This is a genomic window from Providencia alcalifaciens DSM 30120, assembly GCF_000173415.1.
Classification (GTDB): Bacteria; Pseudomonadota; Gammaproteobacteria; order Enterobacterales; family Enterobacteriaceae; genus Providencia; species Providencia alcalifaciens.
Genome location: NZ_ABXW01000053.1, coordinates 272,801 through 299,419, shown reverse-complemented (window position 1 = coordinate 299,419; position 26,619 = coordinate 272,801). Strand labels below are relative to the sequence as shown.

The following is a 26,619-nucleotide window of genomic DNA, read 5'->3' as shown; positions in this document are numbered from 1 at the left end:
GCCAACATCGGGTTGAGGCTCTACAGAAAGATAACATCCATCAAGAGGATATAAATTATGGGTATTTTTTCACGTTTTGCCGACATCATTAATGCCAACATTGCTTCACTGCTTGATAAAGCTGAAGATCCGCAGAAAATGATTCGCCTGATGATTCAGGAAATGGAAGACATGTTAGTGGAAATTCGCTCCACATCAGCACGTACGTTAGCGGAGAAAAAAAGCTTAGAGCGTCGTGTGGAAATGGGTGAAAAGCAAATTGCTGAATGGCAAGAAAAAGCGGAATTAGCGCTCATTAAAGATAAAGAAGATTTAGCGCGTGCGGCATTGATTGAAAAGCAAAAAGTCAGCGCCATGGTCGATACCTTAAAACATGAGCTGATTATTGTTGATGAAACACTGACTCGCTTAAAAGGTGAAATCACTGAATTAGAAAATAAATTGCAAGAAACTCGTGCAAAACAGCAGTCAATGACAGTGCGTTTAGAAGCTGCGCAATCAAGCCGCAATGTTCGTCGCCAGTTAGATAGTGGTAAACTGGATGAAGCGATGGCGCGTTTTGAGCAGTTTGAGCGCCGTATTGACCATATGGAAGGCGAAGCGCAAAGCTACGGTATTGGTAAACAACGCTCTTTAGAACAGCAATTTGCTGAGTTAAAAGCGGATGATGAAATTAGTGCACAATTAGCCGCGCTTAAAGCTAAAATTAACAAAGACGAATAATATTAAACACGCAAGGCGCAGTATTTCTGCGCCAGTGCGCTAGGCTAAATAACCATAAATAAGGAAATGTGATGGGCTACGTTTTATTGTCTCTCGTATTAATCATTTTTGTCATTTTTGTTCTGCCAATTTGGTTGTGGCTCCATTATGGTAAGAAAAATAACGGGCAGGGAAGTCAGCTTACTGAGAATGAAGTGCAACGTTTAATGCAATTGGCTGAACAGTCATCTCGTATGCAGCAACGTATTAAAACGCTTGAAGATATTTTAGATGCCGAGCATCCAAATTGGAGGCAAAAATAATGACTAATCTACGCAACCGTAAGTTATATCGCTTAACGGATAAACGGGTTTTTGGTGGTGTTTGTTCCGGTCTCGCTGACTATTTAGAGTTACCGGTTGCTTTGGTCAGAGCATTAGCAGTACTCGCCCTGTTTATGAGCTTTGGATTGACCTTAATTGTGTATGTGGTGATGTGCTTTTTTGTTGAAGCTGCGCCAAGTGGTTATCGCAGTGAACGAGACATTGGTCTTGAAGTGACGACACTATTAAACCAAATTGATGCACAGCTACAAGCTGGAGAAATGAAGTTGCGTCAAATGGAACGCTATGTGACCTCGGATACTTATACCGTGAACAGTAAATTTCGTCACCTATAACAGATTTGCACCATCACATAAATGGGAATAGAGTTTAATAACTGTATTCCCATTATATTTTTATTGGGAGAGCGAGAATTAGGAGCACTATGAAACGGCTACAAAATGAATTAACTGACTTAATGAACCGTAGCGTTGATCGCCATGTAAGGCTTGCTGTTACGGGGCTAAGCCGTAGTGGCAAAACTGCATTCATCACTTCTCTCGTCAATCAACTCCTTAATTCCACGACAGGTGCGCGTCTCCCGCTATTTTCTGCGGCAAGAGACAAACGTATTTTAGGCGTTAAACGTATCCCTCAGCGCGATATGTCTATTCCTCGTTTTGCTTATGATGAAGGTATTGCCTCACTGTATGGGAATCCGCCTCAATGGCCCACGCCAACTCGAGGTGTCAGCGAAATTCGCTTAAAACTGCATTACCGTTCAAATGACTCATTTGTTCGTCATTTCGTAGATAACTCCTCCTTGTATTTGGAGATTGTAGATTATCCGGGAGAGTGGTTACTGGATTTACCTATGCTGGATCTGAACTATTTAACATGGTCTAGCCAAATGAAGGTGCTGCTGAAAGGCAAGCGTGCTGAACTCGCTAATGAGTGGTTACAGCTTTGCGAAAAATGTGACCCATTAGCGCCCGTAGATGAGAACTTGTTAGCTGAAATTTCGGATGCTTACACTGCATATTTACATGAATGTAAGCGTCAAGGGCAGCACTTTATTCAACCTGGTCGGTTTGTCTTACCGGGAGATCTCGCGGGTGCACCTGCATTACAGTTTTTCCCATGGCCAAACATTGAAAAATATGGTGAAAAACAGTTAGTGCAAGCGGATAAACACACCAATATTGGTGCGTTGCAGCGCCGCTATCAATACTATTGTGACCATGTGGTGAAAGGGTTTTATAAAGACCATTTTCAACGTTTTGATCGTCAAATTGTGCTGGTGGATTGTTTGCAGCCCCTAAATAGCGGTGCAGACGCATTCAATGATATGCGGATGGCGTTAACACAGTTAATGCGCAGCTTCCATTATGGAAAACGCACATTACTTAGACGGATGTTTTCCCCATGTATTGATAAGCTTCTATTTGCAGCCAGTAAATCCGATCATGTTACACCCGACCAACATGCTAATTTGGTCTCGTTATTACAACAACTAGTCCAAGATGCATGGCAAAATGCAGCATTTGAAGGTATCAGCATGGATTGTGTTGGGCTTGCGTCAATTCAAGCAACGGAAAGCGGTATTGTCGATTATAAAGGCGAAAAATTACCGGCGTTGAAAGGCGAACGTCTTAGTGATGGTCAGCCACTGACTTTCTACCCAGGAGATGTGCCTAAGCGTTTGCCAAATGAACAGTTCTGGCAACAGCAGGGCTTCCAATTTGAAAATTTCCGCCCTCGTCCAACGCCGTTAGACCAACCTTTGCCTCATATCCGAATGGACAGTGCGCTGGAATTTTTGTTAGGAGATAAACTGAAATGAGTGAACCTCTAAAACAACGTGTGGATTTTGCAGATAAAGCAGGTAAACCTGCTATGGAGTCGTTAAAACAAGCGCAAACTTTTGATGAAAGTGCATTTGAAAAATTTATTCCAGTCGATATACAGGAAGAGCAAGATAGCCAAGACGGTGAAGTTGAAAGCTTGATCAATGACGCACTCAAACCTAAGCGCAGTTTTTGGCGAAAACTGGTTGGGACTGCAGCGGGTATTTTTGGCGTAAGCGTTGTTGCTCAATTAGGTATTTGGATCCACCAATCATGGATTACCCAAGATTGGACTGCACTTGGAACGGCTGCTGCGGGCGGACTGATTGTCGTGGCTGGTGTTGGCTCTGTGGTTGGTGAATGGAGACGTTTATATCGACTCAGGGAGAGAGCTCAAGAGCGAGATTATGCACGGGAATTGCTTCATAGCCATGGAATGGGGCAGGGTAAGGCATTTTGTGAGAAGCTAGCCAAGCAATCCGCATTACCGATGCAGCATCCCGCCATTCAGAGTTGGCAAGCAACCGTTCATGACTCCCATAACGATAGGGAAGTGATTGAGCTATATAGTAAATTAGTGCAGCCAATTTTGGATGAACAAGCACGCAAAGAGATTAGCCGTTCATCGGCAGAATCTGCATTAATGATTGCAGTCAGTCCATTGGCGATTGTGGACATGGCATTTATTGCATGGCGCAATATTCGTTTAATTAATCGCATTGCGGCAATTTATGGTATTGAACTTGGGTATTATAGCCGAATTCGTTTATTTCGTATGGTACTGATTAATATTGCATTTGCAGGTGCATCCGAACTTATTCGTGAAGTGGGTATGGACTGGCTGTCTCAGGATATTACCGCGCGGCTCTCGACTCGAGCGGCACAAGGAATAGGGGCTGGGTTACTGACGGCTAGACTTGGTATCAAGGCGATGGAGCTATGTCGTCCATTACCATGGATAGGCGATAAGCCAAGATTAGGCGATTTCCGCCGCCAATTAATTGGGCAGTTGAAAAACGCGATCCCCACAAAGAAAGATAATTCATAAGCTGTAAATATAGCTGGCAGGATGAGTTGACAGTTTAATCACATCCTGCCTATCCCCTCTAAAAGAGACTTTTCCTGTTTGTTTAATCAACAACCCTGCTGTCTAAGAAAAAACTCGGACTGATATTTCTTAGAAACTAGATGGGTGTCAACAATATGTGACACGAATACTGTATTACTGACCTAATTAACGCTAAAATATCAAGAATTATGTTCTCTACAGAAGGTTTCATCATGCGCCTCGAAGTGACCTGCCAAGACCGTATCGGTTTAACGCGTGAATTACTTGATCTTTTAGTCCTACAAAACATTGACTTAAAAGGTATCGAAATTTCAGCTCAACGTCGAATTTATCTGAATTTTGCACCTGTCGATTTTCAGGTTTTTAGCACGTTAATGGCAGAGATCCGCCGTATTAATGGAGTGATTGATGTACGTCGTATCTACTTTATGCCATCAGAGCGTGAGCATAGAGCTGTTTGGGCATTGCTTAACTCATTCCCTGAAGCTGTATTATCCATTGATAATAAGCTGAATATCGAATTGATTAACCCAATGAGTTTGCAGTTATTTGGGGTTGATGAAACCAAAATCAAACAAAAATCTTTTTCGCAGTTAATTCCTAATCATGGGCTACATCGTTGGTTTGAGCGGGAGTCACCTGAGCCTTATACCGAGCGAGTCTCTGTAAAAGGAAGTGACTATTTAATGCAGGTCACACCAATCATTCTAGCGGATGAAGACGGAAAATTTCACTGCACAGGCGCAGTTATTCTCCTCAAATCGGTCGCTATATTGGAAAATCAGCGTAAGCAAGCGACAGAAGTTGATGTGGATAACCGTGGATTTAACCAAATTGTTGCGGTTAGCCCTGCTATGGTTCAAGTGATCGAGCGAGCCAAACGTGTTGCAATGCTTGATGAGCCACTTTTGTTAGTCGGTGAAACGGGAACAGGTAAAGATATTTTGGCAAAAGCGTGCCATTTACACAGTGCTCGCGGCAATGCGCCATTTTTAGGATTAAATTGTGCATCGTTGCCAGATGATGTCGTCGAAAGTGAGTTATTTGGATATGCTGCGGGTGCCTATCCAAATGCTATTGAAGGGAAAAAAGGCTTTTTTGAGCAGGCAAACGGTGGAACTGTCTTACTGGATGAAATTGCCGAGATGTCGCCTCAAATGCAAATCAAGCTGCTACGTTTCCTGAATGATGGCACATTCCGACGTGTCGGTGAGGAGCATGAAGTTAAGGTAAATGTGCGAGTGATCTGTGCGACACAGAAAAACTTACCCGAATTAGTCGAACAGAAAAAATTCCGTGAAGATCTCTATTATCGCCTGAATGTACTGACATTGACTATTCCACCATTAAGAGAGCGCAGTGAAGATATTAAACCGCTCACTAAAATGTTTGTGGCTAACTTTGCTAAAGAATTACATATTGCTGAACCTAAAATTTCACCAGCATTAATTGAATCACTGAATTCTTATTACTGGCCAGGCAATGTTAGACAATTGAGGAATGCATTATATCAAGGGTTATCGCAATTCAATGGCGATATTCTGGATGTGGGCGATGTTCAATTACCGGATGCAGTTAATGCACCTGCGATTGCTTTAGATACATTAAATGGCTCGCTGGATGATATTACCAAACGTTATGAAGCATCTGTATTAGCAAGACTATATCGTGATTATCCGAGCACAAGAAAATTGGCAAAACGTTTAGATATTTCTCATACTGCGATTGCAAATAAATTGAGAGAATATGGTCTCAGCACTAAGAAAGAGCAAGACTAACGCGATGAAGAATATTTTAAAATTGAGTGTGATCGGCATATTAATGAGCGTGAGCGTCAACAGCTTCGCACAAGAAAAACCAAACAATAAATTGATTGATAAACTTTGCAAAAATGCAGTACAAACAATGGATGACGTGTATGAAAATGGTGCGTTAACTCAGTGCCATTTTTCTGATCGTTCATTGCTTAGCGCTTATCAAGAATATCGTGACTTGCTCGGTGAGGATAAACAGTTTTTAGAGGCGAAATTAGAACCCAATAAAAACAAGGAAGTGATTTGCTCTGATGATAATTGCCTGTCGATTATTTACCGTTGGAGTGGTGAGAATAAATTAGAAATTGAGCAAAGTTTTTCAGGAGGAGAAACCTATCTCCAGTTTATTCAAGACAAGAAAGACACTTTGCTTGAAATACGGTACTTTCCAGATTAGTGGCACCGCTCCCAACTTGTAAAGCCCATCCAATGAAAACGCTCACTAAATTAAACATAAGCGCAAATAATTTAGTGAGCTAACTCGATTAACCCAAATTTTCATGTTCTTTACCTAAAAAGCGATGCTTTGATCATTGCGTGCTGGTGATTTTTTCTGCTATAAAAATGGTGAACGCCATTTTACTTTCTCAGTTAATGATAAATAAATGCTTAAGTTGTGCATTGATTATGAATAATAGCAACGCTGGTTTTATACCTTCAAGGAGTTGCAATGGAACAATTCACTATTAATTTTATTGTCAATTTCAAGCTACGTGAGTATATGTCTAAGAGTCACTATCAAGGTGATATGTTTGAATCAGCCAATGCTGCGGCAGAACTTTATTTAATGAATAAGGCAGCGGCAAATTATTTAGCCAAAAAGACCCGTTTTACGTGGGAAGCACTAGTGAAAAATGGGGATAAACCACGGGATTTGATTATTGATATTCTCACTTCTTGTTGCCCTGTTACACAAGAGCAAGCACAGCGAGTATTAAGTACTCTGTCACACTCATTAGTGAGTATGATGAAGGAAAACATGATTTTTACTAATGTCGTTAACGCGAAAAATCACAAACGGCTATTTTGGGCTCATGTTGATTAAAACGTGCTGCGTAAACCTCGTAAACGTCAATGCTACCCGTCAACATTATTCGTAAATACCTGTCGATAAAAAAGACCACAATCACTGAAAGTATCGGTGATTGTGGTCCAGCATAAATTGAGATTATTTCAGGCTATTTAGCGCGTTGTCATAATCAGGTTCTTCGGTAATTTCAGGAACTAGCTGGCTGTAAATGACTTTGTCATTCTCATCTAATACCACGACAGAACGTGCAGTTAAGCCTTTTAATGGTCCTGTTGTCATCTCAACACCGTAATCTGCTGCGAAATCGCTACGGAATGCAGATAATGTAACGACGTTGTCTAAACCCTCAGCACCACAAAAGCGAGCTTGTGCGAAAGGTAAGTCAGCAGAAATACATAAAACAACGGTGTTATCTAAACCACTTGCTAGTTGATTAAATTTTCGTACAGAGGCAGCGCAAACACCGGTATCTACACTTGGAAAAATATTCAGAATTTTGCGTTTACCTTTATACGTTTCTAAAGTTGCTTCGCTTAAATCCTTAGCGACTAAAGTGAAAGGTTTCGCTTGTGAACCTGCCTGTAAAAATGTACCTGCAAGTGAAATGCTGTTGCCTTTGAGTTTAACTGTCTGTGACATTCGTTTTTCTCCCGTTTATAGGTTGAGCTGCAGAGGATGAAATGAGAAAGTAATATTTATAATCAAAAAATTACGTAATTTCACGCTCTGAACTGTTGTTTTTACATTCTATTATTGACCAATTGCATTGTCAGCTTCTCAGTATGATAAACAAGAAGGTGACGCCGCAGTATACAATTAATAAGCTCTATTAAGAGTTTATGTTTTTTATTATGTATCATCCTAAAATACCATATTCAATGGGATAAAAAGAGCGCTTTGTGCCGTGTTTTACTTGTTATATGATGAGGCGAAAGCTAATTTTAAACCGATAATCAAGTCAATGGTTTACTGGATATCATTGGGAGAGCGTTGACTTACTAAATATGAATTTAGCGGTTTTTAATGGATGAATTCATCAAAGCTCAATGGTTTTTACTGTTGAGTTACCTTCTTTTTGATTAATAGATAGAAATAATAATATGCATAAACGTTCATTGACCTCTTTAGCTGTATTCATTTCGTCACTTTTTCTTTCTACATCTACTCTCAGCGCGACCATTCCCGCAGGTACTGTTTTAGCAGAAAATCAAGAAGTTGTGCGCCATCTTAAAGATGAACCCGCATCATTAGATCCAATTAAATCAGTTGGCCTTACAGAAGCTCAAGTCATGCGTGATTTATTTGAGGGTCTTGTTAATCAAGATAATCACGGTCAGCCAATCGCGGGAGTGGCATTAAATTGGCATACCAATGATAACCGAACTTGGATTTTTCAATTACGTCCTGATGCTGCGTGGTCGAATGGTGAACCCGTTACCGCCGAAGATTTTGTTTACAGCTGGCGTCGTTTAGTGACTCCCGCTAATACTTCCCCATTTGCTTGGTTTGCTGCACTGGCTGGTATTAATAATGCGCAAGATATTATTGATGGAAAGCTTCCTCCAGAGCAATTAGGAGTAGAAGCAGTAGATAAGCACACATTGAAAATTGTCTTAAATAAGCCAGTTCCTTATTTTCCTTCATTAACTGCTAACTTTAGCCTGTTTCCTGTCCATCGTGGAACCGTTGAACAATATGGCGCAGATTGGATAAAAGTGGGAAATTTGGTTGGAAACGGTGCATTTAAACTGAATGATCGCGTTGTGAATGAAAAAATCGTACTAACCCCAAATCCGCATTATTGGGATCATAAAAATACCGTTATCACAAAGGTCACCTTTGTTCCGATTAACCAAGAGTCTCATGCAACCAATCGCTATTTGGCGGGTGATTTAGATATTACTGAATCCTTCCCGAAACAGCGTTATCAAAAATTATTACAAGATATTCCGAATGAAGTTTTTACGCCTGACCAATTAGGTACCTACTATTACGCATTCAATACTCAGCGAGCACCGACAAATGATGTGAGAGTCCGTCAGGCATTATCTATGACGATTGACCGACAACTGATTGCCAGCAAAGTATTAGGCACTGGTGAGAAACCCGCTTATCATTTTACACCTGATGTCACCGCAGGTTTCAAGCCCCAGAAAGGACTGTATCAGTCACATAAGCAAAAAGAGTTGGATCAACAAGCTAAAATATTGTTACAACAAGCAGGGTATAGTGAAGCTCACCCTTTGGAATTGACATTGCTTTATAATAGTTCGGAAAACCACCAAAAAATTGCGATTGCGATTGCTTCTATGTGGAAGAAGAAGCTAGGGGTTCAGGTTAAGTTAGTGAACCAAGAGTGGAAAACCTACATTGATAGCCGTAACACCGGAAACTTTGATGTGATCCGCGCATCGTGGATTGGGGATTTTAATGAGCCATCGACTTTTTTATCGCTCCTGACATCTCAACATAATGGCAATATTCCTAAGTTTAATAGCTCGCAATATGATGCATTAATGACGTCAGCAAGTATTGAAACCAATGATGCTCAACGTAATGCCTATTATAATCAAGCAGAAGCGATTATTGCTAAAGAAGCGCCAATTGCGCCAATCTACCAATACACGAATGCACGGTTGATTAAGCCGTGGTTGAAAGGTTATCCGATTGAAAATCCAGAGGATGTGGCATACAGCCATAGCTTCTATATTATTAAGCATTAACAATGATATTTAGCCAGTACCCACCGTGCTGGCTAAACTTTTTGCGGTCCTAAAATAAAAAAACTCCTTCCACTGGAGAGTTAGAAGGAGGACCAAAAAGGAATAAACACTACAGAGCTAATAATAGGGAAAAACTTTGCGGTTTTATTGCTAATTTGTGTCAATCGAATGGGATCTCCCTAGCAAAAATTGAGAAATTTCATTGAGCTATAAATCCTGCACACCATCTTATTTTAATGCTTTTATTTTCTGTTGTTTAACACTAAATTAAACTTTGTATTTTTATTTTGTTATTGAAATCATTGCAATATTCCCTTTAATCAACTAAAAATACCTTACTTTTCAATTTATGGAGATATTTGCATGGCGTCGACCTATGGATCGCAATTTCAACACTCTAGCCCTGTTCATGCCTTTCAGTTAGATGGGAATGGCGGGGTTCTTCCTATCGATTTAAATGCAAATGCGACACAGCAATCTCCATTTTGGCTGCATTACGATTATAAAAATAAAGAGACCGCTAGCTGGATCCAACAGACTGATTTATTTAATGACCAAGTGAAATCATCACTGACTGGTAAAATGAATCGTATGCGTATGGTGCGTATTGGCGATGGTGTGTTACTCACATTGCAGACATTAAATAACACGACAGGTCAGCGTCCAGAGCAGCTAGTGGCATTTCGCATTTTCATGAATAGCCGTTTGATTGTTTCATGTAGACATCGACGTGTTCATTCATTGGATTCGGTTATTGATGATTTAAAAGAAGGTGTAGGTGCTCAAAGCACAGGAGAATGGCTTGCTGATGTTACGGATGCAATGACTGATGAAATTAGTGATTTTACTGATTCTCTTCACGAACGATTGATTGAAATGGAAGATGTGATATTGCATGGCGAAATTCCGGAAAGAGGGGAATTAGCCCTGTTGCGTAAACAAATTATTGTTGTTCGCCGTTATATGGCACCGCAACGAGATATGTTTTCACGGTTAACGGCCGAAAAATTATTATGGCTGGATGAAAATAATAGACGTCGTTTGCAAGAAATATCGGACAGACTCGGGCGTTGTATTGAAGATCTAGACGGTTTTATTGCGCGCACTGCGATTATGTCTGACGAAATTACGAACATGATGACAGAAATGATGAATCGCCGAATTTATACTATGTCATTAATGGCAATGATATTCTTACCCACCACGTTTTTAACCGGTTTATTTGGTGTGAATTTAGGGGGGATCCCGGGTAATGAGTTCAAGTTTGCCTTCAGTACATTCTGCTTGTTACTCGCGGGTTTGATTGCCACAGTGTTCTGGTGGTTAAAAAGAAGTCGATGGTTATAAGACGGTGAATTATTCTGGATAATGGGCACTAGTTTGAGATAAATCAATAAAGTGAATAGGGTTTTAAGGCAATATTACTCCCGCAGGTGAATGCAACGTTGAGCGATGAACGTTGTGCTCCATAATTGTAGTTTTTCTCATATTGAGTTCTTATACAGAATAATTGACCACTGTAATGCCGATGTCTCTTACATCGGCTTTTTTTTGCATAAAATCTGACACTACCCCTATTATATAGAGGTAGTGGGATAATTATGAGTAATCTTATTTAATTTCAATTACATCTAAACGGTCAGCGTTATAGTCGGGCTGATCATCTTCATCCATCATTGGCTGAGTCGGTAGTTCTTCGCGGTCAAAAGCCATATCGCCGCCATTGATCACGGCATCTCCATGAGAGATATTTTTAAAATCAAAAAGTTCAGTGTCACACAGATGCGAGGAAACAACATTTTGAGTTGCGCTAAACATGGTTTCAATGCGACCAGGATAGCGTTTATCCCAATCACGGAGCATCTCTTTAATCACTTGACGTTGTAAATTAGGCTGAGAACCGCACAGATTACAAGGAATGATAGGGAATGCTTTGGCTTTCGCATAACGCTCAATATCTTTTTCACGGCAATAAGCCAGAGGGCGGATAACAATGTGTTTCCCGTCGTCACTCATGAGCTTTGGTGGCATGCCTTTTAATTTTCCGCCATAGAACATGTTTAAAAACAGTGTTTGTAAAATGTCATCGCGGTGATGACCTAATGCGATTTTGGTTGCACCTATCTCTGTTGCTGTACGATACAAAATACCACGGCGCAGACGAGAACACAGAGAGCAGGTCGTTTTTCCTTCAGGAATTTTTTCCTTCACAATACCGTAAGTATTTTCTTCAACGATTTTATACTCAACACCGAGTTCCTCTAAGTAAGCCGGTAAAATATGCTCAGGGAAGCCAGGCTGTTTTTGGTCTAGGTTTACCGCGACCAAAGAGAATGAAATTGGGGCACTTTTTTGCAGGTTTTGCAAAATAGACAGTAGGGTGTAGCTATCTTTTCCCCCAGATAGGCAAACCATGATGCGGTCACCATCTTCAATCATATTAAAATCGGCGATAGCTTGCCCAACATCACGGCGGATTCTTTTTTGGAGTTTATTTAGGTTATATTGCTCTTTATTAGTCGTCATTCTCGGTTGTTCTTTCTTGTTTCTGATTGCTATTTAATTTTTTGAAAAGTATATGTTTTTTGGTTTTTTGTCGTTCTCGTTGTTTCCGAATTAACCCAGTCTTACTCTGACTCATGTAGTAAGACATTGAATAAGACTGATATGTCAGAGTTTAATAAAAATTCACAGACAAAAAGCTAAAAAACATTCACGGTAAAGAAATCTCTAAGCCAGCAATGATAGCAGATGGTAGGGGGCTTTCGATACTAGTAAGCAAAAAAGGTTCTATCTTATGATCATACTATTATCGATTTGAAGGCAAATTAAGTGGGATGATAATAAGACGGCATCAGGAGGCTATATCATAAAAATAAATATTTATCAGTATGTTATGTTTTTTATGTTAAGTACATTTTCGATTCATATTGATGATTAAAATAATGATCGTATCTATATGCCGTGTGGCAACAATTAAAATCTAAAGGAATTCAATATGTCTAATACAATGACATTTTTTAGTAAAATGGTTTAACGAATCTACAGGCTTTGGTTTTATTTCTCCTAAAGATGGAAGCAAAGATGTGTTCGTACACTTCTCTGCAATTCAAAGTGATAGCTTCAAAACGCTGAACGAAGGACAAAAAGTTAGCTTCTCAGTAGCGAATGGTGCAAAAGGTCCAGCTGCGGCAAACGTGGTGGCGCTTTAGGACGATATCGTTATGAGATGTCTTTGCTGTAAAGGGACTCAGTACAAACGGTACCATTTTGAAGTAACAAAAAGTAACCCTTCTGGTGCTAAATATATTTTTTGCAAAAGCACCATGCAAGCTCAGGCATGTTAGTCACCTGACTGGCTATGCTTAAGAACCTCGCTGTGGTGATTTTTTATGACTGCCTATATTAAATGTAAAGAATTGTAATCATTATCTTGAAATTCTCGCTAGCAATCCTATATAAGTGATGTAACAGGATAAAAAATTAATCCATACTGGCTAATAGTGCTTATGTAATAGATATTTATTTTGATATTGAAGGAGAAATTATGTCTAACATTAGATCTTTTTCATTATTTCCAGCGTTATCTGATAACCTGCTTTCTAATAGGTTTGACCAAATGGATCGTTTATTCAGTCAATTAACAGGTAACCGACCATTAACCTCAGAGCATCCATATAATTTAAAACAAATAAATGAGTCAAATTATCAATTAACTGTTAGTGTTCCTGGTTATAAGGAGGATGAGTTAAGTGTATCCTTAAAAGGTGGGAAACTCTATGTACAAGGTGAGCAATCAACTGAATTAGTTAATGATTCAGAAAAATGGATTCATCAAGGGATAACTCAAAATAAGTTTTCTCTTGAATTTAATCTCGGTAAGAATGTAAAAATTGAAAATGCAGAATTATCAAGCGGTTTGTTAACATTAAATATTGAATATGAAATCCCGGAAGAAGAAAAACCTCGGGTCATAGCTATTGAAAATAAAGATACAAAATAATTTTTCTATATTTTTTAACCCGCCAACAATGGCGGGTTTTTTTATTCAATAGAGGTTGCTATGAGCATTGGTGTATAGTAAGGCAATATTGTGTGCTTAAAGAATCAATGTTAATACAAATCCGTTAATCTTATAGTATGAAATCTCGCTTTTAAGTGATTTTCATATATATTTAAATGCTACTTTGTGAAAATACATGTATTTATTTTTCTCGTTTTGATTGATTATTTGTTTATGTTTAAGAAAAAAATAACTGTTATCCTATGAATTAAGCCCTACTGTTATAACTAATAATTAAAATAATAAACACGTATTCTTATCTCTACTATACTTATAATATCCAAATTATAGAGCGAGTATATAATGATTGATTTTTTTAGGTTAACAAAAAAAAGTTCCAGACATATTGGTATAGCAATATATGTTGGTATCATCGCGGGTGTTTTTTCTGCATTAGTCAAGTCAGGTTTTGAAGGCTTAATTCCGCCAAGAACCATTGAAACAACACCACCGCCAATCGTCTTACTAGAAAAGCTTGGGTTAAATATAGATACAATGACTTATCATTGGATGGGCTATAGCATTAATTGGGGGGGAAATGGTGTCCATATATTATTTTCAATAGCGATTGCAGTAATATATTGTATTATTGCTGAGTATTTACCCAAAGTTAGATTATTACACGGTATTTGTTTTGGTATCGCTGTTTCTATTTTTGCTCATGGCTTAGTCGTACCATTATTAGGACTATCTGGCTGGCTATGGACTGCTGGCTATCAAGCTCTTATTTCTGAGTTTGTTGGAACAGCTTTTTGGATCTGGTCAATTGAAGCAATTAGGCAAAATTTGCGTTATTGTTTAACCAAAGAAAAAGATGCTGAGTAGATTGGGATGTTTACCCCTTATCTATTATAAATTACTGATAAAATGTAAAGGCTCGTTTAAGCTATATAAGTCATCTATTCGAGAGGTCGCCTAGTGCGACCTTTTTATTTTTTGATTTCTAGATGATTGTCAGATATATGCAGCCTCAGAATCAATTACATTGTTATCAATTAACTCGGATGCTTGATAGGACATCATCCCGAACAAAGGTTATTGGCCACTATAGCGTGATAGTATGAGCGAAATTACACCTTATTAATAAAATACGATACTTAGAAAAAGAACATTATCAGTTACACGCAAGGAATAAATTTGACTTAATCTTTGACTCCATTTTTCTCATATCCATATAAATTAATCCTCCCCGACAAATACTCACCTAAATAGACGTCACTGATTTTATTGAAACCTTGTTTCGAGATATTGTCTTCTAACCACCCAATGTCTTTTCCGATGATTTCAAGTAGATCACCGTTAGCTAAGCCATCCACGATAATTGGATAACGTATGTTTTCATCACCACTTTGAATAATAGTTAACTGCCCATTCTGTTCAAGAACAACGCGTTTTAGCTGTTCTATTTCATAAATACCATTGGATCTTAACTTAAACATCAAATCATTTGCGGAAACACCATTTTTTAAACACTCTTTAACATTAACGTTGCCATTATGTACTAAGGTAATTGGCTTTCCATCAATAACACGTTTAATTAATGGGTTATTTTCTTTTAAAAATTTAAGGGTAAAAACAAGCAAAGTCCAGATGATTAACACGAGTATAAATTGCAGCACGGTTATCGACTCATTGTAAATGACACCACCAATAATCCCACCTAAAACATAGTTTTGAACCTGATCCATTGCGGATGAGGGGGCTAGGTTACCTTTTCCCATAAGGTTGATTTGAACAATCAAACATAGTATTCCCAATCCCAGCTTTATAATAATCGGTGCATAAATAATCATTTTCTTCCTTAATTTTTTATGATGGTTATTTCGGGATTTGTTAACCAAACCTCGACTAAATTGTAAGTTTTTTGATCTGAGCTTAAGTTAATACGGTAATAACGATCATTAATTTTAATGATGACACCATCGGATAATTGTACTGAATTGGAAAGGATAGAGTTTATATTTACATCTTTGTCTTTCGATAATACTCTTACAAAATTAACCATTTGTGATGATTTTGAGTGCATATTTTGGTTGTCGGTATACTCTGCATATTGAACACCTGAAATGAAGAGCAAAAATAAGAAGGCGATAATCGTTAAATCTCGATATTTAGTCTGTAAACGATGACGCATATACAGGATAAAAGCGACGATCAAAGTGAATAATGTGCCAAAAATAACAATATATTTTAAATAATCATTTATATTGGACTGTGTTTGTAAATAATCTATTCCATAAAAATTCATAGAGACATCTTTCCTGATTGTTTACGATATTAATTTTTATCATAGTGACTTATTGCCATTTCAGCGTCGATATTAAATAACAATTAGTGTGAAGCGGGCACTATTACGTTCTCAAATTCATGTATCCCCTGCTAACCAAAGTATACATTCACTTGCGGATAATCCATAAACGATAATTGTAATTTGATAGGGCAAAATTACCCTTTTAACACTATTGACTTTGCTGAAATTTCTTATTATTTATAAATAATAGACTTGTTTCAATAGGCATTACCACTAGAAAATAAAGAGGAATATTTATGAATAAAGTTCTGATTTCTGCTTGTATACTGACTTCAAGTATTCTGTCATCCAACGCATTAGCTGCCGACAAAGTCACCTCGACACCCGAAAATATGACATGTAAAGAGTATGTGGACCTGAATCCTAAAAGTTGGGCTCCAGTTGCCTTGTGGGTAACATCACAAGACACTCAATTTAAAGGCGGTGATTGGGTGGCGCTATCTGAAAAAAGCGTTGCAGAAGCACCTTTAATTCTTGAATTTTGCAAGAAAAAACCAGAGGGAACCTTAAAAGATTACCTCGCTAGTAAGAAATAAGTTTTCTTAATCTCGAGTAGCCACAGTTTACATCTGCGGCTACTCGTATGACTGACTGTTAGACTCATCTTTCTACTAAACCAAGCGTTAATGACAATAAAATAAATTATTTTTCACTCAATCATAATATTTAGCCTAACTGTGGTTAATTATAGAGTCTGTGGCTTAAATATAAAATCATCGGTTGCTGTGATATTCTAATTTTGATAGGTTATAGTTTCTGTTATCTAATACTAAATATATTTAATGAAACTCATTACCTTATTTTTTGTTTTTTTATTATTGCAGGGTGTTCATTCAATCCAACGTTTGAGCCAAATAAATCAACGTGGCCAAAGCAACATAAAGACGCGCGTTCAGATGAGCAAAAGAGAGTTGATAGGGATGCCGTTCATGAGCAACAAAGAGCTATTATGCGTGGTGAAAGACCCGATTATGGTGTATTTGAGCGCTATTAATATTTGAATAAGTATTATTTAATGCGGTGTATTTTGATTAGCTGAGAAGGTGCTTACTAAAAATTTTGTAGCTATGTTATGATTTCACTTAAGACTAATAACTGTGGATATTAAATATGAAAGATCATCACATATCTGAATGGGCAAAAGTCCGTGAAACTTCAATTGAGATTGCTCAAGCCATATTTGAATTAGCTAAAGGGAATGAGGTGTTAGCTGAAAAAATTTGGGAGGAAGGGTCTGATGAAGTACTTCCACTGGCATTTTCTAAGACAACAGAAGACAAATTGTTTTGGGGTGAGCAAACAATAGAGCGTAAAAATATTTAACTGTATTTTAATGTCCTAAAGGGGTTTGTTTATATCAGCAAAGTTGATGTGGAAAAACTCACAATCGCTCATAAAATAAGCAGGGCTCGGTTTACTCAATACAAGGCTACGCACCGCGTAGCTTTTTTTATTGCCTGAGTTATCATCGTATGGTTTTTTAAATTTTCTTATTTTTCAGTTTGTTACTGTTTTTTGTTATGTGTGAATACATGTTCAATTGAAATTGATTTTAAAATAATTACAGTATTTATGAAAAAAAACATTGCTATGATTAAGGATATATGAGTAAATACGTCTATCGGTTTGAAAGTACAGACCTATTTATGAAAGCAAGTTTTGAAAAGTTCCCCATCAAGTGTTATCCATTGATATCCACTCGTAGTGAATTCCTCCTAATTAGTTCCATAAGTATAAAGAAGTATCAAACCTATATGCCGTGTGGCAACAATTAAAATTTAAAGGAATTCAATATGTCTAATACAATGACTGGTTTAGTAAAATGGTTTAACGAATCTAAAGGCTTTGGCTTTATTTCTCCTGCTGATGGCAGCAAAGATGTGTTCGTACACTTCTCTGCAATTCAAAGCGACAGCTTCAAAACGCTGAACGAAGGACAAAAAGTTAGCTTCTCAGTAGAGAATGGTGCAAAAGGTCCAGCGGCTGTAAACGTCGTAGCTCTTTAAGATACCCGCTTAATACAGCGCTTAAAATTTCAAACCCCTGCCAATTGGCGGGGGTTTTTCGTTTATAGCTATCAGTAAATCGCATCCACATAAACTAATTGTTGCAGTAGTGTCATTCTCTTCAGGTAATGGTATGGTGAAATTTTCATAATCACCAAAAAGGTGTGACCATGAATATGCTTTCAGCCACAGAAGAATGGAATAAGAATGATTATCTGATCAGCACAGATAAAAACAGATTAGATATTCACGCGATACAACACTATCTAACAAGATCTACGTGGGCGAAAGGCATTGATGTTGAAACCGTTCGTTTATCTATTGAGCATAGTCTTAATTTTGGTGTTTATCGTAATGAGGTACAAATAGGATTTGCCCGTTTAGTCACAGATTACTCAACTTTCGCTTATCTTTGTGATGTATATGTGCTTGAAGAATATCGAGGGCAGGGGCTTGGCAAATGGTTGATAAGTTGTATTCATAGCCATCCAATTTTTCAAAAACTACGTAGAATCACTCTATTTACAACAACCGCAGCATGGCTATATGAACAATTTGGTTATGAGCCTGTCAACAAACAAAATTATGCATGGACGATTAATCGACCTGATATTTATATTCATGAAAAAAGTAAAAGTTGATTAAATAACTCAATGTAAATTTAAAAACTCACTTGAGGCATAATTTGCTCTTAATCCTATAGTTATATTTACCTAGCCAAGATATTGTACTCAAAAGAGGAGAATAAGTATGCCTGTATTTAGTCCAATAGAAATAATCGCGGACGTTATGATGAGCACGATTAATATGGTTGCAGTACCTTTTGAGTACCTACTTTATAGTGGAAAAATCTCAGAGATATTTATGATGGGTGTATTTTATATGTAACACTAGAGAGTAAAATTAAGAAATAACGTTTAGCATAAAGTCAGGTATAGCGCTTTATGCTAAATAAAAGATGAAAGCTCTATTTTTCTGGATTTAAATACGCGTCAAAAAATAATTGAAGGTCAATTTTTAATATTGAACTTAATGCGACAAGATGCTCAATATAGATAGACACTGAACCCTCTTCATAGTGGGAGTACACTCGCTCTGAGACGGAAATTGCTTGGGCGATTTCCGTGGTAGTCATTTGGCGCGCGAGCCTCTCTTTTTGGATAAATTTACCCAACGAGAGGTTATTGGGTTTTCTTTCGTTCATAATTCCCTATCCTAGAATAATCGTGAAGCAATAAGTAACATATTTGCTTTGATTTTTCATAGGGGAATATCTGTATTTTGTGATGGTTAGGATAATTAGTAAAAATTATCCTAAGATTCATTCAAATTAAGCTTTCAGTGCATATTCTACCGCACATTGTGCGTGAATAGCTGTCGTGTCAAATACAGGTACAGAAGTATCGCCAGCATTCACCAGTAGGGTGATCTCAGTACATCCTAAGATAATTCCTTCAGCGCCATGTTCGACAAGTGTTTTCATGATGCGTTGGTATTCAGTGTGTGAGGTATCGGAGATGATCCCTAAACAGAGTTCATGATAGATAATATCATGGACGATTTTTCTATCTGCTTCATTTGGGGTTATCACCCTTAAATTGAATTTATCGGTCAGACGATCTTTATAAAAGGCTTGTTCCATCGTAAACGCAGTACCTAACAAACCAATAGTTTTAATGCCAGACTGCGTTATTTTTTCACCTGTAGCGTCAGCGATGTGTAGGAATGGAAGTTTTGATTTTTCCTCAATTTGAGGGGCAACTTTATGCATTGTATTGGTACAGAGAACCAAAAAGTCAGCACCAGCAGCTTTTAAGCTCGCTCCTGCACTCGCTAAATGATCACCGGCAAGATCCCATTGTCCATGGGATTGAAAATGCTCAACTTCAGCAAAATCAACGCTATACAAAATAACTTTTGCAGAATGCAGCCCACCTAGTTGTTGCTTTATGCCTTCATTGATCTGTTGATAATAGAGTTGAGTCGATTCCCAACTCATGCCTCCAATCAATCCTATCGTTTTCATTTATTGATGCCTCGTATGCATTTTTTCCTTACTATACTGAGTGAATTTATTGGGAGTCAATGAATTAACTTAAGTTTTTATCAGAGGGGGTAAATTATTAGAAGTTTAATTTATCTACCTTAAAATAAGAAATATAGGCTTATTAGCATTGAATTATTGAATCATAAAATTATTTCTATATTAGGTTAGTCTACACTATTATTAATTAGTCACTCAGTGGGACTATCCAGTAAATCTTCATTAAATAAAATATTATTACTGCTATACTACTAAAGTTACTTATTTTATTTTTTAGTTTAGTAGAAATGAAATAAACCTAGTGACCTACACTGACTATTTTTTTGATGTTCAGTTTATGAATTTAAATTTTTTAGTTAAGGAGTTTATGATGGTAAGTAATAATCAGGCTCGCCGCCTATTAGGTATGTCATTTAAATTGAGTCGTTCTAAGCGCAACATCCAAGTTTCTGTGATTGCAAAAGAAAAAGCGGCGACTCTGCCAAAAAAATCTGGAAGATAAGCCATTTGTTGCAATGCAAAAAAATAAAGCGACAGAGAAAAAAACCTATCACTCAGTCAGCGTTTTTTATCCAGAATATATTTAACTTTTAAGTAGAATAAGACCCTCTAGTAGCTAGAGGGTTAATGGTATTCCTGAACCATACCTTTCCTATATCCAAATCCGTTTTTTTGAATTATCTGATGGTGTGTTACCACACAATCAAGTCATGATTATTTTACGATTTTTTGTGACCACCCACTAAATTTCTTAGCCTTAAAGAAAATAAAATAGTGTGGTAGTTATATTCTGTCTATAGAATCAATGAAGAGAATAATGATAAATACAATTAAAATGGATATATGTAGATGAAATTATGCCAATGGATGCTGTTTTTGTGTTTTATATTTATAAATGGTTGTTCTACGCAATTTAAAGCGGATGATGAGTCAAATAAGCTGAAATTTAGTATCCAGCATGCCAATACCATTCCAATTAAGGACTCGGTGGAAGCACTGACGGTTGCAGATATGCTACCCGGTGATATTCTTTTGTCTTCAGCAACAGGCATGAACTCATGGGGGATCCGCTTATTTAGCGTAAGTGGCGTGAGCCATGCTTCTATTTATCTGGGTTTCGGTCAGGTAGCGGAGTCGGTTGGGAGTGGCGTCAGAATAATTCCTTTGGATCAAGCTATCACTGATTCTAATAATATGGTGGTCTTGAGGCATAATTTATTAACGTCATTTCATGCAGAGAAATTGCGTGAATTCTCTGTCGCTAATGATGGAGGTAAATATAATATGAAAGGGATTGTTATGATTGCACCCTGGATGCTTACCAAACGTGTTTGTGAGCTGCCACTCATTGGGCAATCTATCCGAAGCTTTTGTCTAAAAACATTGGCGAGTGTGCAGTTAGGGGATGATATTGAACAAGCCAATGGATTCTTTTGTTCGCAGTTTGTCCTAGATGCGTACAAATATGCAGGAGTGCCTTTATTTGAAGGAAATTCATCATGGATTACGCCAGCAGATATTTTGCATATGCGTTCAGGAGATGTGCCGACCTTTATGCCGACAGAACGATTAACTTATGTTGGGCATTTAAAAAATTGGAGTTTTGGTGGTGCAATCCTCAATAAATGATAAAGCATAAAAAAAAGGCCAACTCAAATGAGTTGGCCAGCTAAACTGGAAGCAATGTGAGCAATGTCGTTGTGAAAAAGTTGAGTAAAACGCTCAACTATTCACGAGGTAAAAGATAACCATTCTCATTTAAGAAATCAACCCTTTTTTTCATATCACTATTTAATCTTTTCATCTTATCGCACATGATAAAAATACATTAAAAAACAATTGATTTGGAGATTTCACCCAGTTTCGTTACTATGGTTTAATGTAATCGGAGCGAAAAAATTTTATTATTTTTTACTTTTATTTTGAGGATTCAGGTGCGGCAAAACATGTGCAAGGAAATATTGTTGTTAATTTGTAGCCAGAGATCTCATTTATCTTTTTAGATAAGAGACATTTATGCACAGTTGATTATAATTTTATTGTTAATGTTTATTCGACAATTTATCAGGAGGGCTTATGTACAAAACGATTTTGGTCCCTATCGATCTCACTGAAGAAGAGCTGACCAGCAAAGCAGTTCGCCATGCGGTAAATTTAGCGAAACAGTCTGGTGCGAAAATTCATTTGATCCACGTTCTGCCTATCTCTTCGGCAATTATAAATGCATATGCTTTGGGCTATATGGAAATTAAAGACCGAGCAACCGTGAAAGCGGAAGAAGATATGAAAATGCTGATGGATTCGATTGATCTTCCTCATGATGATGTGAGCTACACGATTACGTTTGGCTCACCTCGTGACGAAGTGATTAATACAGCAAAAGATATCAACGCCGATATCATTGTTATTGGTTCTCGTCGCCCAAATATTACGACGCACCTGTTAGGTTCAACTGCGGCAGGAATTGTCCGCTACGCGGAAACATCTGTTCTGGTTGTTCGCTAGTTTGTTTTCTTTTAAAACCTATGCATTTTTGCATAGGTTTTTTATATTGCTGATGAGTCAATAAAACGATAGATATTACTGGTATGAGCATCGTTTCTATCAGTATGGATGTATTGGGATTTTTATGGAGAAATTCACTAAAGAATTAATAAGTGTTGAGCATTTTGTATTACGAATTCTACGCTTTTATTTTTTAGCGTTGTTGGTGTTTTTTATTGGCTTACTACCCGGAATTATTGGATTTTATTTTATCGAAGGGCATTCAATAATAGAATCCATGTTAAATGCCTTATCAATGTTGAGTGGTCAAGCACTAGAGCCAGCGCCTATCACTCAAGCAGGACGTTTCTTTATCGCTATTTACGGTTTATTTTTACAAAGTGTATTCATTATTAGTATTGGATTAATCGTCACACCATTTATTCATCGCATATTACATAAGTGGCACTTAGAAGAGGATTAAATTGAATAAAATTGTAATCAATTTACTGCGTCTATTCTCAGATTAGTAAATCAGTTCACGACATTTTTATTTAATTCAGGCTATACTTTTCTGGACAAAAATAACCATTAAACCGCTATCTCGTCTATTCAAAAAACGAATAAATTGAATGAGAGATACATCCTTGAGAGGGGCTTATATGTATAAAACTATTTTGGTTCCCGTTGATATTTCTGAAGATACATTGACTGAAAAAGCATTAAAACAGGCTATTCATTTAGCAAAAATGGATAATGCTAAAATCCATTTATTCCACTCAGTACCGGATGTTTCGAGATTCTCGATGAGTTATAGCTATCATTATGATTTGCTGTCGTCATTTACTAAAAAGGCGGTAGAGCGCTCTGAAGAGCAGCTTGTTGAATTAGTTAATCGTATTGTTAAAGAGATGGATTTTCCAGCGGATCGTATCTCTTATAAAGTGGAATTCGGCTCTCCGAGAGAAAAGGTATTAGACGAAGCTGAAAAGGTACAGGCGGACCTAATTGTTGTTGGGTCTCGTAATCCGAGTATTTCGACTCATCTATTAGGCTCGAATGCTTCAGGTATTGTTTCTTATGCGAAAATATCAGTTTTAGTGGTGAGATAATTCTATTATCTGATAAAAAAGACCTGATTTGTCAGGTCTTTTTTTTTTAGAAAAATTTATGATTTATTCACTGTTTCTTTGGCGTGCGCAATGGCGGTTAATGCTTGGCTACATGCTTGTTCTTGAGTATCTTCAGGGTAACTAGCAAGTGTTTTTTTAGCATCTTCTAATTGAGATTTCATTAATGCAATTTGTTCACTCGCATTCGGCTCATTCTTATATTGTTCTTCCGCTTGTTGAACCAGCGCATTCATTTCTTTGAAATATTTATCACAAACTTGTCCTGCACTCGCATTTAATGCAGTCAGTGAGACAAATAGACCCAATGCAATTGGCAGAATATTTTTCATCATAATTCACTTTTAAAAATCCTATTTCGACCAGCATATCATCTCATTTTTTAAAAAGACATCAGCGAACGCTGAATATTTCAGAGAGTTTTAATTTTTATCAAATTAAATGCTGCAAATTTTGAAAGTAGGTAAATAGCATAAACTGCAAATTACAAATGAGAATCATTCTTGACTGGTTGTGTGAGTAAAGTGTACATTTCAGTACACTTTATTGATGGCACATACATAGAGAGAGGAATGATAATGAGCAATAATGTAATAATTAACACCCAAGATTGGCCTTGTTGTTCGATGAATCGATTTCCATCAACGATGGTAGAAACACAATCATGGCTATCGGAACTTGAGCAATTATTAGAGAAAAAAACATCATTTGTTTTAATTTATCCGCCGATGGAGCCTAAAGGAAAGCCGACAACTGAAGATATGGAATGTATGAAATTTATACGTCGTTGGCTGAAAACAGAAAGGGAACTGATGGCTAAATATTGTCGAGCAATGGTGATTACGCTACAACCAGACGGTCGAGATAGAGAGGAAATGGAACGTACTGCCCCTGTGGTTTCATCATTATATGGACCCGATGTTTTTCTCGTCGACAATTCTCAAGCCGCGCAGCAACGTGCGAGTGAAATTTTAAAGGCGCACTGATCTATTGGTACTGATTCTACGCGCTGATTTTACGAATATAGCTAGCGATGATATCAACAGAAAGACCTATCTGTTGGTTAATAAACTCGTCGCTAGGCTTAAAGTTTTCAACACAGAAGGTTTTGATAAATACATCCGCTTTTAGCATTTCTAAATAACGAGATGAAATGCTTAGTAATATGGCTTGATCTACTTTTACAGTCGGAATTTGTGCGAGCTTTTCGGCAAGGCGCTGATAGCTTTGTACGGGACCTTGTTCGAAAAAAAGTTGGCTAATATCAGGGAAGCGGTTGTATTCTCCCAGTATTAGGCGGTATAGCCCGATAGATTGAGGTTTAATCACATTGACTAAAAAACGCGAACCATAAAATGATAATACGGCTTCAATATTGTCTAAAGGCGGCTCTTTATGGTCTGGTTCAGTAAATATATCGTCAATCATATGCGCAACAACTGCCGCAAATAAGCCTTCTTTATCTCCAAAATTTTTATATAGCGTTGAACGAGAGCCTCCCGCTCGCTCGATGATCATATCTAATGTGGTGCCTTCAAAACCATATTGTAGAAAAATATCCGCCGCTGCTGTAATAAGTGCTTGATGACGACGCTGTCCTTTCGGGGTTTTGGCCGAGCGAGTTTGGTTCATGAAATCAATTTCCTAACAAAATGGCGGCATTGGACTAAATTATCTGAAAGAGGTCATAATTCAGTTTGTTATTTTCCTCTATGATGTATATGAATATTATCATGTTTAAATCAATATCTGAATTTTTGTCAAATCCTTGGGGGAGAGAATGAAGGGTTGCATGGTTGATGAAAAGGCACAGGGAGAGGAACGCATTCTTGATGGGCAGCGGGAAATTACAAAGCTGTGTATTGAATGCGGTTTGTTGCTATTGCAACATGGCGCGGAAAGTATGCTGGTGGAACAGCTGACAACTCGTCTGGGGATTGCCTTGGGGGCAACCCAGGTGGACAGTGCGATTTCATCTAACTCGATAGTATTAACAACAATTATTGATGGGCGTTGCCTAACCTCGACTCGGCGAATTATTGACCGTGGCATTAACATGCATGTTGTGACGGAAGTTCAGCATGCGGTGATCCTTGTTGAACATCACTTGCTTGACTGCAAACAGCTGCAAAAGAAATTAGCGGGAATCAAACCATTACGCTATCCCCGTTGGTTAATGGTGGTGATGGTTGCGCTTTCTTGTGCGTGTTTTAGTTCTCTTAATGGCGGTGGTTGGGAAAGTGCAGTAATCACGTTTATGGCAAGTGGTTGCGCGATGTATATCCGGCAAATATTGACTTCTCATCAGATTAACCCATTGATTAATTTCTGTATTACAGCTTTTGTTGCCACATCGGTTTCTGGCTTATTACTCAAAGTACCGTATTTGAATGTCACTGAAACAATCGCGATGGCGGCAAGTGTTCTGTTATTAGTCCCCGGATTTCCATTGATTAATGCGGTCGCAGACATGTTTAAAGGACATGTTAATACCGGCATTGCCCGTTGGATGATGGCAAGCTTGCTCACTTTGGCTACTTGCATTGGCGTCGTGCTGGCAATGATTATCTGGAATTTGAGGGAGTGGGCATAATGTTTATTGTCGAGCTGATTGAAAAAATGGTCTTAGCGGCGATCCCAGCCGTTGGTTTTGCCATGGTGTTTAATGTTCCTGCAAGAGCATTGAAATTCTGTGGATTATTAGGCGCGATTGGCTATGGCTCACGTATGATTCTGATGTCTTTTGGCTTACAAATTGAGTGGGCGAGTTTTCTTGCCGCGATTCTTATTGGCATGATTGGGATCCAATGGTCGCGTTGGTGGCTTGCTCATCCCAAAGTCTTTACTGTGGCGGCAGTTATTCCTATGTTTCCGGGGATCAGTGCCTATATTGCGATGATTTCAGTGGTGAAAATTTCTCAGTATGGTTATACACCTGAATTAATGGAAACCCTCGTGACTTACTTTTTAAGAGCATCCTTTATTGTTGGAGCGCTCTCCATAGGGATTTCATTACCTGGATTATGGTTGTACCGTAAAAAGCCAAGTGTTTGATACTCAATGATGTTTTATT

Annotated in this window: 33 protein-coding genes and 1 pseudogene; 26 read left to right on the top strand and 8 right to left on the bottom strand. The window is 37.8% G+C overall.

Translation table 11 applies throughout. From position 1 onward, the window contains the following. The first annotated feature begins 57 nt into the window (after positions 1-57). The 8 genes from pspA to PROVALCAL_RS14405 all read left to right on the top strand — a co-directional run bounded on the left by pspA (position 58) and on the right by PROVALCAL_RS14405 (position 6,800). On the top strand, positions 58-723 hold the full coding sequence (gene pspA, locus PROVALCAL_RS14440) for a phage shock protein PspA (RefSeq protein ID WP_006660058.1): 666 nt from the start codon (positions 58-60) through the stop codon (positions 721-723). A 71-nt stretch (positions 724-794) separates the two neighbouring features. Then, positions 795-1,025 carry an envelope stress response membrane protein PspB gene (gene pspB, locus PROVALCAL_RS14435; protein ID WP_006660057.1) on the top strand — a complete coding sequence of 77 codons (231 nt, stop codon included), beginning with the start codon at positions 795-797 and terminating at the stop codon, positions 1,023-1,025. Further along, positions 1,025-1,381: an envelope stress response membrane protein PspC gene (pspC, locus tag PROVALCAL_RS14430; protein ID WP_006660056.1), complete on the top strand. Its 357-nt coding sequence runs from the start codon at positions 1,025-1,027 to the stop codon at positions 1,379-1,381. Before pspB ends, pspC begins: the two co-directional genes overlap by 1 nt. 89 nt (positions 1,382-1,470) lie before the next feature. Further along, positions 1,471-2,868: a YcjX family GTP-binding protein gene (locus PROVALCAL_RS14425; RefSeq protein ID WP_006660055.1), complete on the top strand. Its 1,398-nt coding sequence runs from the start codon at positions 1,471-1,473 to the stop codon at positions 2,866-2,868. Then, entirely contained in the window at positions 2,865-3,920 is a 1,056-nt protein-coding gene (locus PROVALCAL_RS14420; protein WP_006660054.1) for a YcjF family protein, read from the top strand. The genes PROVALCAL_RS14425 and PROVALCAL_RS14420 overlap by 4 nt, the downstream gene beginning before the upstream one ends. A 233-nt stretch (positions 3,921-4,153) precedes the next feature. Then, entirely contained in the window at positions 4,154-5,719 is a 1,566-nt protein-coding gene (gene tyrR, locus PROVALCAL_RS14415) for a transcriptional regulator TyrR (protein WP_039862110.1), read from the top strand. 4 nt (positions 5,720-5,723) lie between these two features. After that, entirely contained in the window at positions 5,724-6,152 is a 429-nt protein-coding gene (locus tag PROVALCAL_RS14410; RefSeq protein WP_036962198.1) for a hypothetical protein, read from the top strand. 273 nt (positions 6,153-6,425) lie between these two features. Then, a complete protein-coding gene (locus PROVALCAL_RS14405; protein ID WP_006660050.1) occupies positions 6,426-6,800 on the top strand; it encodes a hypothetical protein in 375 nt (124 codons plus the stop codon). 123 nt (positions 6,801-6,923) lie between these two features. On the opposite strand, the gene tpx is transcribed toward PROVALCAL_RS14405, so the two are convergent. Further along, positions 6,924-7,424 carry a thiol peroxidase gene (tpx, locus tag PROVALCAL_RS14400; RefSeq protein WP_006660049.1) on the bottom strand — a complete coding sequence of 167 codons (501 nt, stop codon included), beginning with the start codon at positions 7,422-7,424 and terminating at the stop codon, positions 6,924-6,926. 461 nt (positions 7,425-7,885) lie between these two features. Here tpx and PROVALCAL_RS14395 point away from each other — a divergent pair, with 461 nt between their 5' ends. Both PROVALCAL_RS14395 and zntB read left to right on the top strand, forming a co-directional pair. After that, the gene (locus PROVALCAL_RS14395; protein WP_006660048.1) at positions 7,886-9,508 is read left to right on the top strand and encodes a peptide ABC transporter substrate-binding protein; all 1,623 of its coding nucleotides are present in this window, start codon (positions 7,886-7,888) and stop codon (positions 9,506-9,508) included. Between the two features lie 363 nt (positions 9,509-9,871). Further along, positions 9,872-10,855, top strand: coding sequence for a zinc transporter ZntB (gene zntB / locus PROVALCAL_RS14390; RefSeq protein ID WP_006660047.1), 984 nt, complete (start codon positions 9,872-9,874; stop codon positions 10,853-10,855). A gap of 264 nt (positions 10,856-11,119) precedes the next feature. Here zntB and ttcA read toward each other — a convergent pair whose 3' ends face one another. Further along, a complete protein-coding gene (gene ttcA, locus PROVALCAL_RS14385) occupies positions 11,120-12,061 on the bottom strand; it encodes a tRNA 2-thiocytidine(32) synthetase TtcA (protein WP_258526530.1) in 942 nt (313 codons plus the stop codon). Between the two features lie 470 nt (positions 12,062-12,531). Between ttcA and PROVALCAL_RS14380 the strand changes: the two are divergent. The 4 genes and pseudogenes from PROVALCAL_RS14380 to PROVALCAL_RS14370 all read left to right on the top strand — a co-directional run. Next, positions 12,532-12,720: pseudogene (locus PROVALCAL_RS14380) on the top strand (cold shock domain-containing protein); the annotation flags it as partial. 12 nt (positions 12,721-12,732) lie between these two features. After that, positions 12,733-12,855 (top strand): cold shock small protein YmcF, encoded by a 123-nt coding sequence (gene ymcF / locus PROVALCAL_RS20310; protein WP_006660043.1) that lies wholly within the window; start codon positions 12,733-12,735, stop codon positions 12,853-12,855. Between the two features lie 200 nt (positions 12,856-13,055). After that, a complete protein-coding gene (locus PROVALCAL_RS14375) occupies positions 13,056-13,511 on the top strand; it encodes an Hsp20 family protein (protein WP_006661916.1) in 456 nt (151 codons plus the stop codon). A 363-nt stretch (positions 13,512-13,874) separates the two neighbouring features. Next, the gene (locus PROVALCAL_RS14370) at positions 13,875-14,396 is read left to right on the top strand and encodes a YagU family protein (RefSeq protein ID WP_006660041.1); all 522 of its coding nucleotides are present in this window, start codon (positions 13,875-13,877) and stop codon (positions 14,394-14,396) included. 317 nt (positions 14,397-14,713) lie between these two features. Here the strand turns inward: PROVALCAL_RS14370 and PROVALCAL_RS14365 are convergent, their stop codons facing one another. Both PROVALCAL_RS14365 and PROVALCAL_RS14360 read right to left on the bottom strand, forming a co-directional pair. Further along, complete coding sequence (locus tag PROVALCAL_RS14365; protein ID WP_006660040.1) at positions 14,714-15,364, bottom strand: DUF421 domain-containing protein; 651 nt, start codon at positions 15,362-15,364, stop codon at positions 14,714-14,716. Between the two features lie 8 nt (positions 15,365-15,372). Continuing rightward, positions 15,373-15,819, bottom strand: coding sequence for a DUF3290 domain-containing protein (locus tag PROVALCAL_RS14360; RefSeq protein ID WP_006660039.1), 447 nt, complete (start codon positions 15,817-15,819; stop codon positions 15,373-15,375). Positions 15,820-16,118: 299 nt separating this feature from the next. Here PROVALCAL_RS14360 and PROVALCAL_RS14355 point away from each other — a divergent pair, with 299 nt between their 5' ends. From PROVALCAL_RS14355 to PROVALCAL_RS14335, 4 genes are all read left to right on the top strand, one after another. Further along, positions 16,119-16,418: an HdeA/HdeB family chaperone gene (locus PROVALCAL_RS14355; protein WP_006660038.1), complete on the top strand. Its 300-nt coding sequence runs from the start codon at positions 16,119-16,121 to the stop codon at positions 16,416-16,418. 574 nt (positions 16,419-16,992) lie between these two features. Further along, positions 16,993-17,205, top strand: coding sequence for a YccJ family protein (locus PROVALCAL_RS14345; RefSeq protein ID WP_006660036.1), 213 nt, complete (start codon positions 16,993-16,995; stop codon positions 17,203-17,205). A 470-nt stretch (positions 17,206-17,675) separates the two neighbouring features. Beyond that, positions 17,676-17,888, top strand: a complete 213-nt coding sequence (gene cspE / locus PROVALCAL_RS14340) for a transcription antiterminator/RNA stability regulator CspE (protein WP_006661913.1) — start codon at positions 17,676-17,678, stop codon at positions 17,886-17,888. 170 nt (positions 17,889-18,058) lie between these two features. Continuing rightward, positions 18,059-18,529 (top strand): GNAT family N-acetyltransferase, encoded by a 471-nt coding sequence (locus PROVALCAL_RS14335; RefSeq protein ID WP_006660034.1) that lies wholly within the window; start codon positions 18,059-18,061, stop codon positions 18,527-18,529. A gap of 326 nt (positions 18,530-18,855) precedes the next feature. Here the strand turns inward: PROVALCAL_RS14335 and PROVALCAL_RS14330 are convergent, their stop codons facing one another. Both PROVALCAL_RS14330 and PROVALCAL_RS14325 read right to left on the bottom strand, forming a co-directional pair. Next, positions 18,856-19,092 carry a helix-turn-helix domain-containing protein gene (locus PROVALCAL_RS14330; RefSeq protein WP_006660032.1) on the bottom strand — a complete coding sequence of 79 codons (237 nt, stop codon included), beginning with the start codon at positions 19,090-19,092 and terminating at the stop codon, positions 18,856-18,858. A gap of 126 nt (positions 19,093-19,218) precedes the next feature. Further along, complete coding sequence (locus PROVALCAL_RS14325) at positions 19,219-19,914, bottom strand: aspartate/glutamate racemase family protein (protein WP_006660031.1); 696 nt, start codon at positions 19,912-19,914, stop codon at positions 19,219-19,221. Positions 19,915-20,299: 385 nt separating this feature from the next. Here PROVALCAL_RS14325 and sra point away from each other — a divergent pair, with 385 nt between their 5' ends. The 5 genes from sra (at position 20,300) to PROVALCAL_RS14300 (ending at position 23,528) form a co-directional block, all read left to right on the top strand. Continuing rightward, the gene (gene sra, locus PROVALCAL_RS20085; RefSeq protein ID WP_243441101.1) at positions 20,300-20,434 is read left to right on the top strand and encodes a stationary-phase-induced ribosome-associated protein; all 135 of its coding nucleotides are present in this window, start codon (positions 20,300-20,302) and stop codon (positions 20,432-20,434) included. Between the two features lie 347 nt (positions 20,435-20,781). Next, entirely contained in the window at positions 20,782-21,561 is a 780-nt protein-coding gene (locus PROVALCAL_RS14315) for a YaeF family permuted papain-like enzyme (protein ID WP_006660029.1), read from the top strand. Positions 21,562-22,008: 447 nt separating this feature from the next. Further along, positions 22,009-22,437: a universal stress protein gene (locus PROVALCAL_RS14310; RefSeq protein ID WP_006660028.1), complete on the top strand. Its 429-nt coding sequence runs from the start codon at positions 22,009-22,011 to the stop codon at positions 22,435-22,437. 124 nt (positions 22,438-22,561) lie between these two features. Then, positions 22,562-22,900, top strand: coding sequence for a hypothetical protein (locus PROVALCAL_RS14305; RefSeq protein ID WP_006660027.1), 339 nt, complete (start codon positions 22,562-22,564; stop codon positions 22,898-22,900). A gap of 178 nt (positions 22,901-23,078) precedes the next feature. Next, a complete protein-coding gene (locus PROVALCAL_RS14300) occupies positions 23,079-23,528 on the top strand; it encodes a universal stress protein (RefSeq protein WP_006661909.1) in 450 nt (149 codons plus the stop codon). A gap of 56 nt (positions 23,529-23,584) precedes the next feature. Here the strand turns inward: PROVALCAL_RS14300 and PROVALCAL_RS14295 are convergent, their stop codons facing one another. Beyond that, complete coding sequence (locus tag PROVALCAL_RS14295; RefSeq protein ID WP_006661908.1) at positions 23,585-23,878, bottom strand: DUF5339 domain-containing protein; 294 nt, start codon at positions 23,876-23,878, stop codon at positions 23,585-23,587. 246 nt (positions 23,879-24,124) lie between these two features. Between PROVALCAL_RS14295 and PROVALCAL_RS14290 the strand changes: the two genes are divergently transcribed. Next, positions 24,125-24,532, top strand: a complete 408-nt coding sequence (locus PROVALCAL_RS14290) for a hypothetical protein (RefSeq protein ID WP_006661907.1) — start codon at positions 24,125-24,127, stop codon at positions 24,530-24,532. 16 nt (positions 24,533-24,548) lie between these two features. Here PROVALCAL_RS14290 and PROVALCAL_RS14285 read toward each other — a convergent pair whose 3' ends face one another. Continuing rightward, positions 24,549-25,178, bottom strand: a complete 630-nt coding sequence (locus tag PROVALCAL_RS14285; RefSeq protein ID WP_006660023.1) for a TetR/AcrR family transcriptional regulator — start codon at positions 25,176-25,178, stop codon at positions 24,549-24,551. Positions 25,179-25,326: 148 nt separating this feature from the next. Here PROVALCAL_RS14285 and PROVALCAL_RS14280 point away from each other — a divergent pair, with 148 nt between their 5' ends. Beyond that, positions 25,327-26,139 (top strand): threonine/serine exporter family protein, encoded by an 813-nt coding sequence (locus PROVALCAL_RS14280; RefSeq protein ID WP_006660022.1) that lies wholly within the window; start codon positions 25,327-25,329, stop codon positions 26,137-26,139. Further along, the gene (locus PROVALCAL_RS14275) at positions 26,139-26,600 is read left to right on the top strand and encodes a threonine/serine exporter (protein ID WP_006660021.1); all 462 of its coding nucleotides are present in this window, start codon (positions 26,139-26,141) and stop codon (positions 26,598-26,600) included. Before PROVALCAL_RS14280 ends, PROVALCAL_RS14275 begins: the two co-directional genes overlap by 1 nt. Positions 26,601-26,619: the final 19 nt, after the last annotated feature.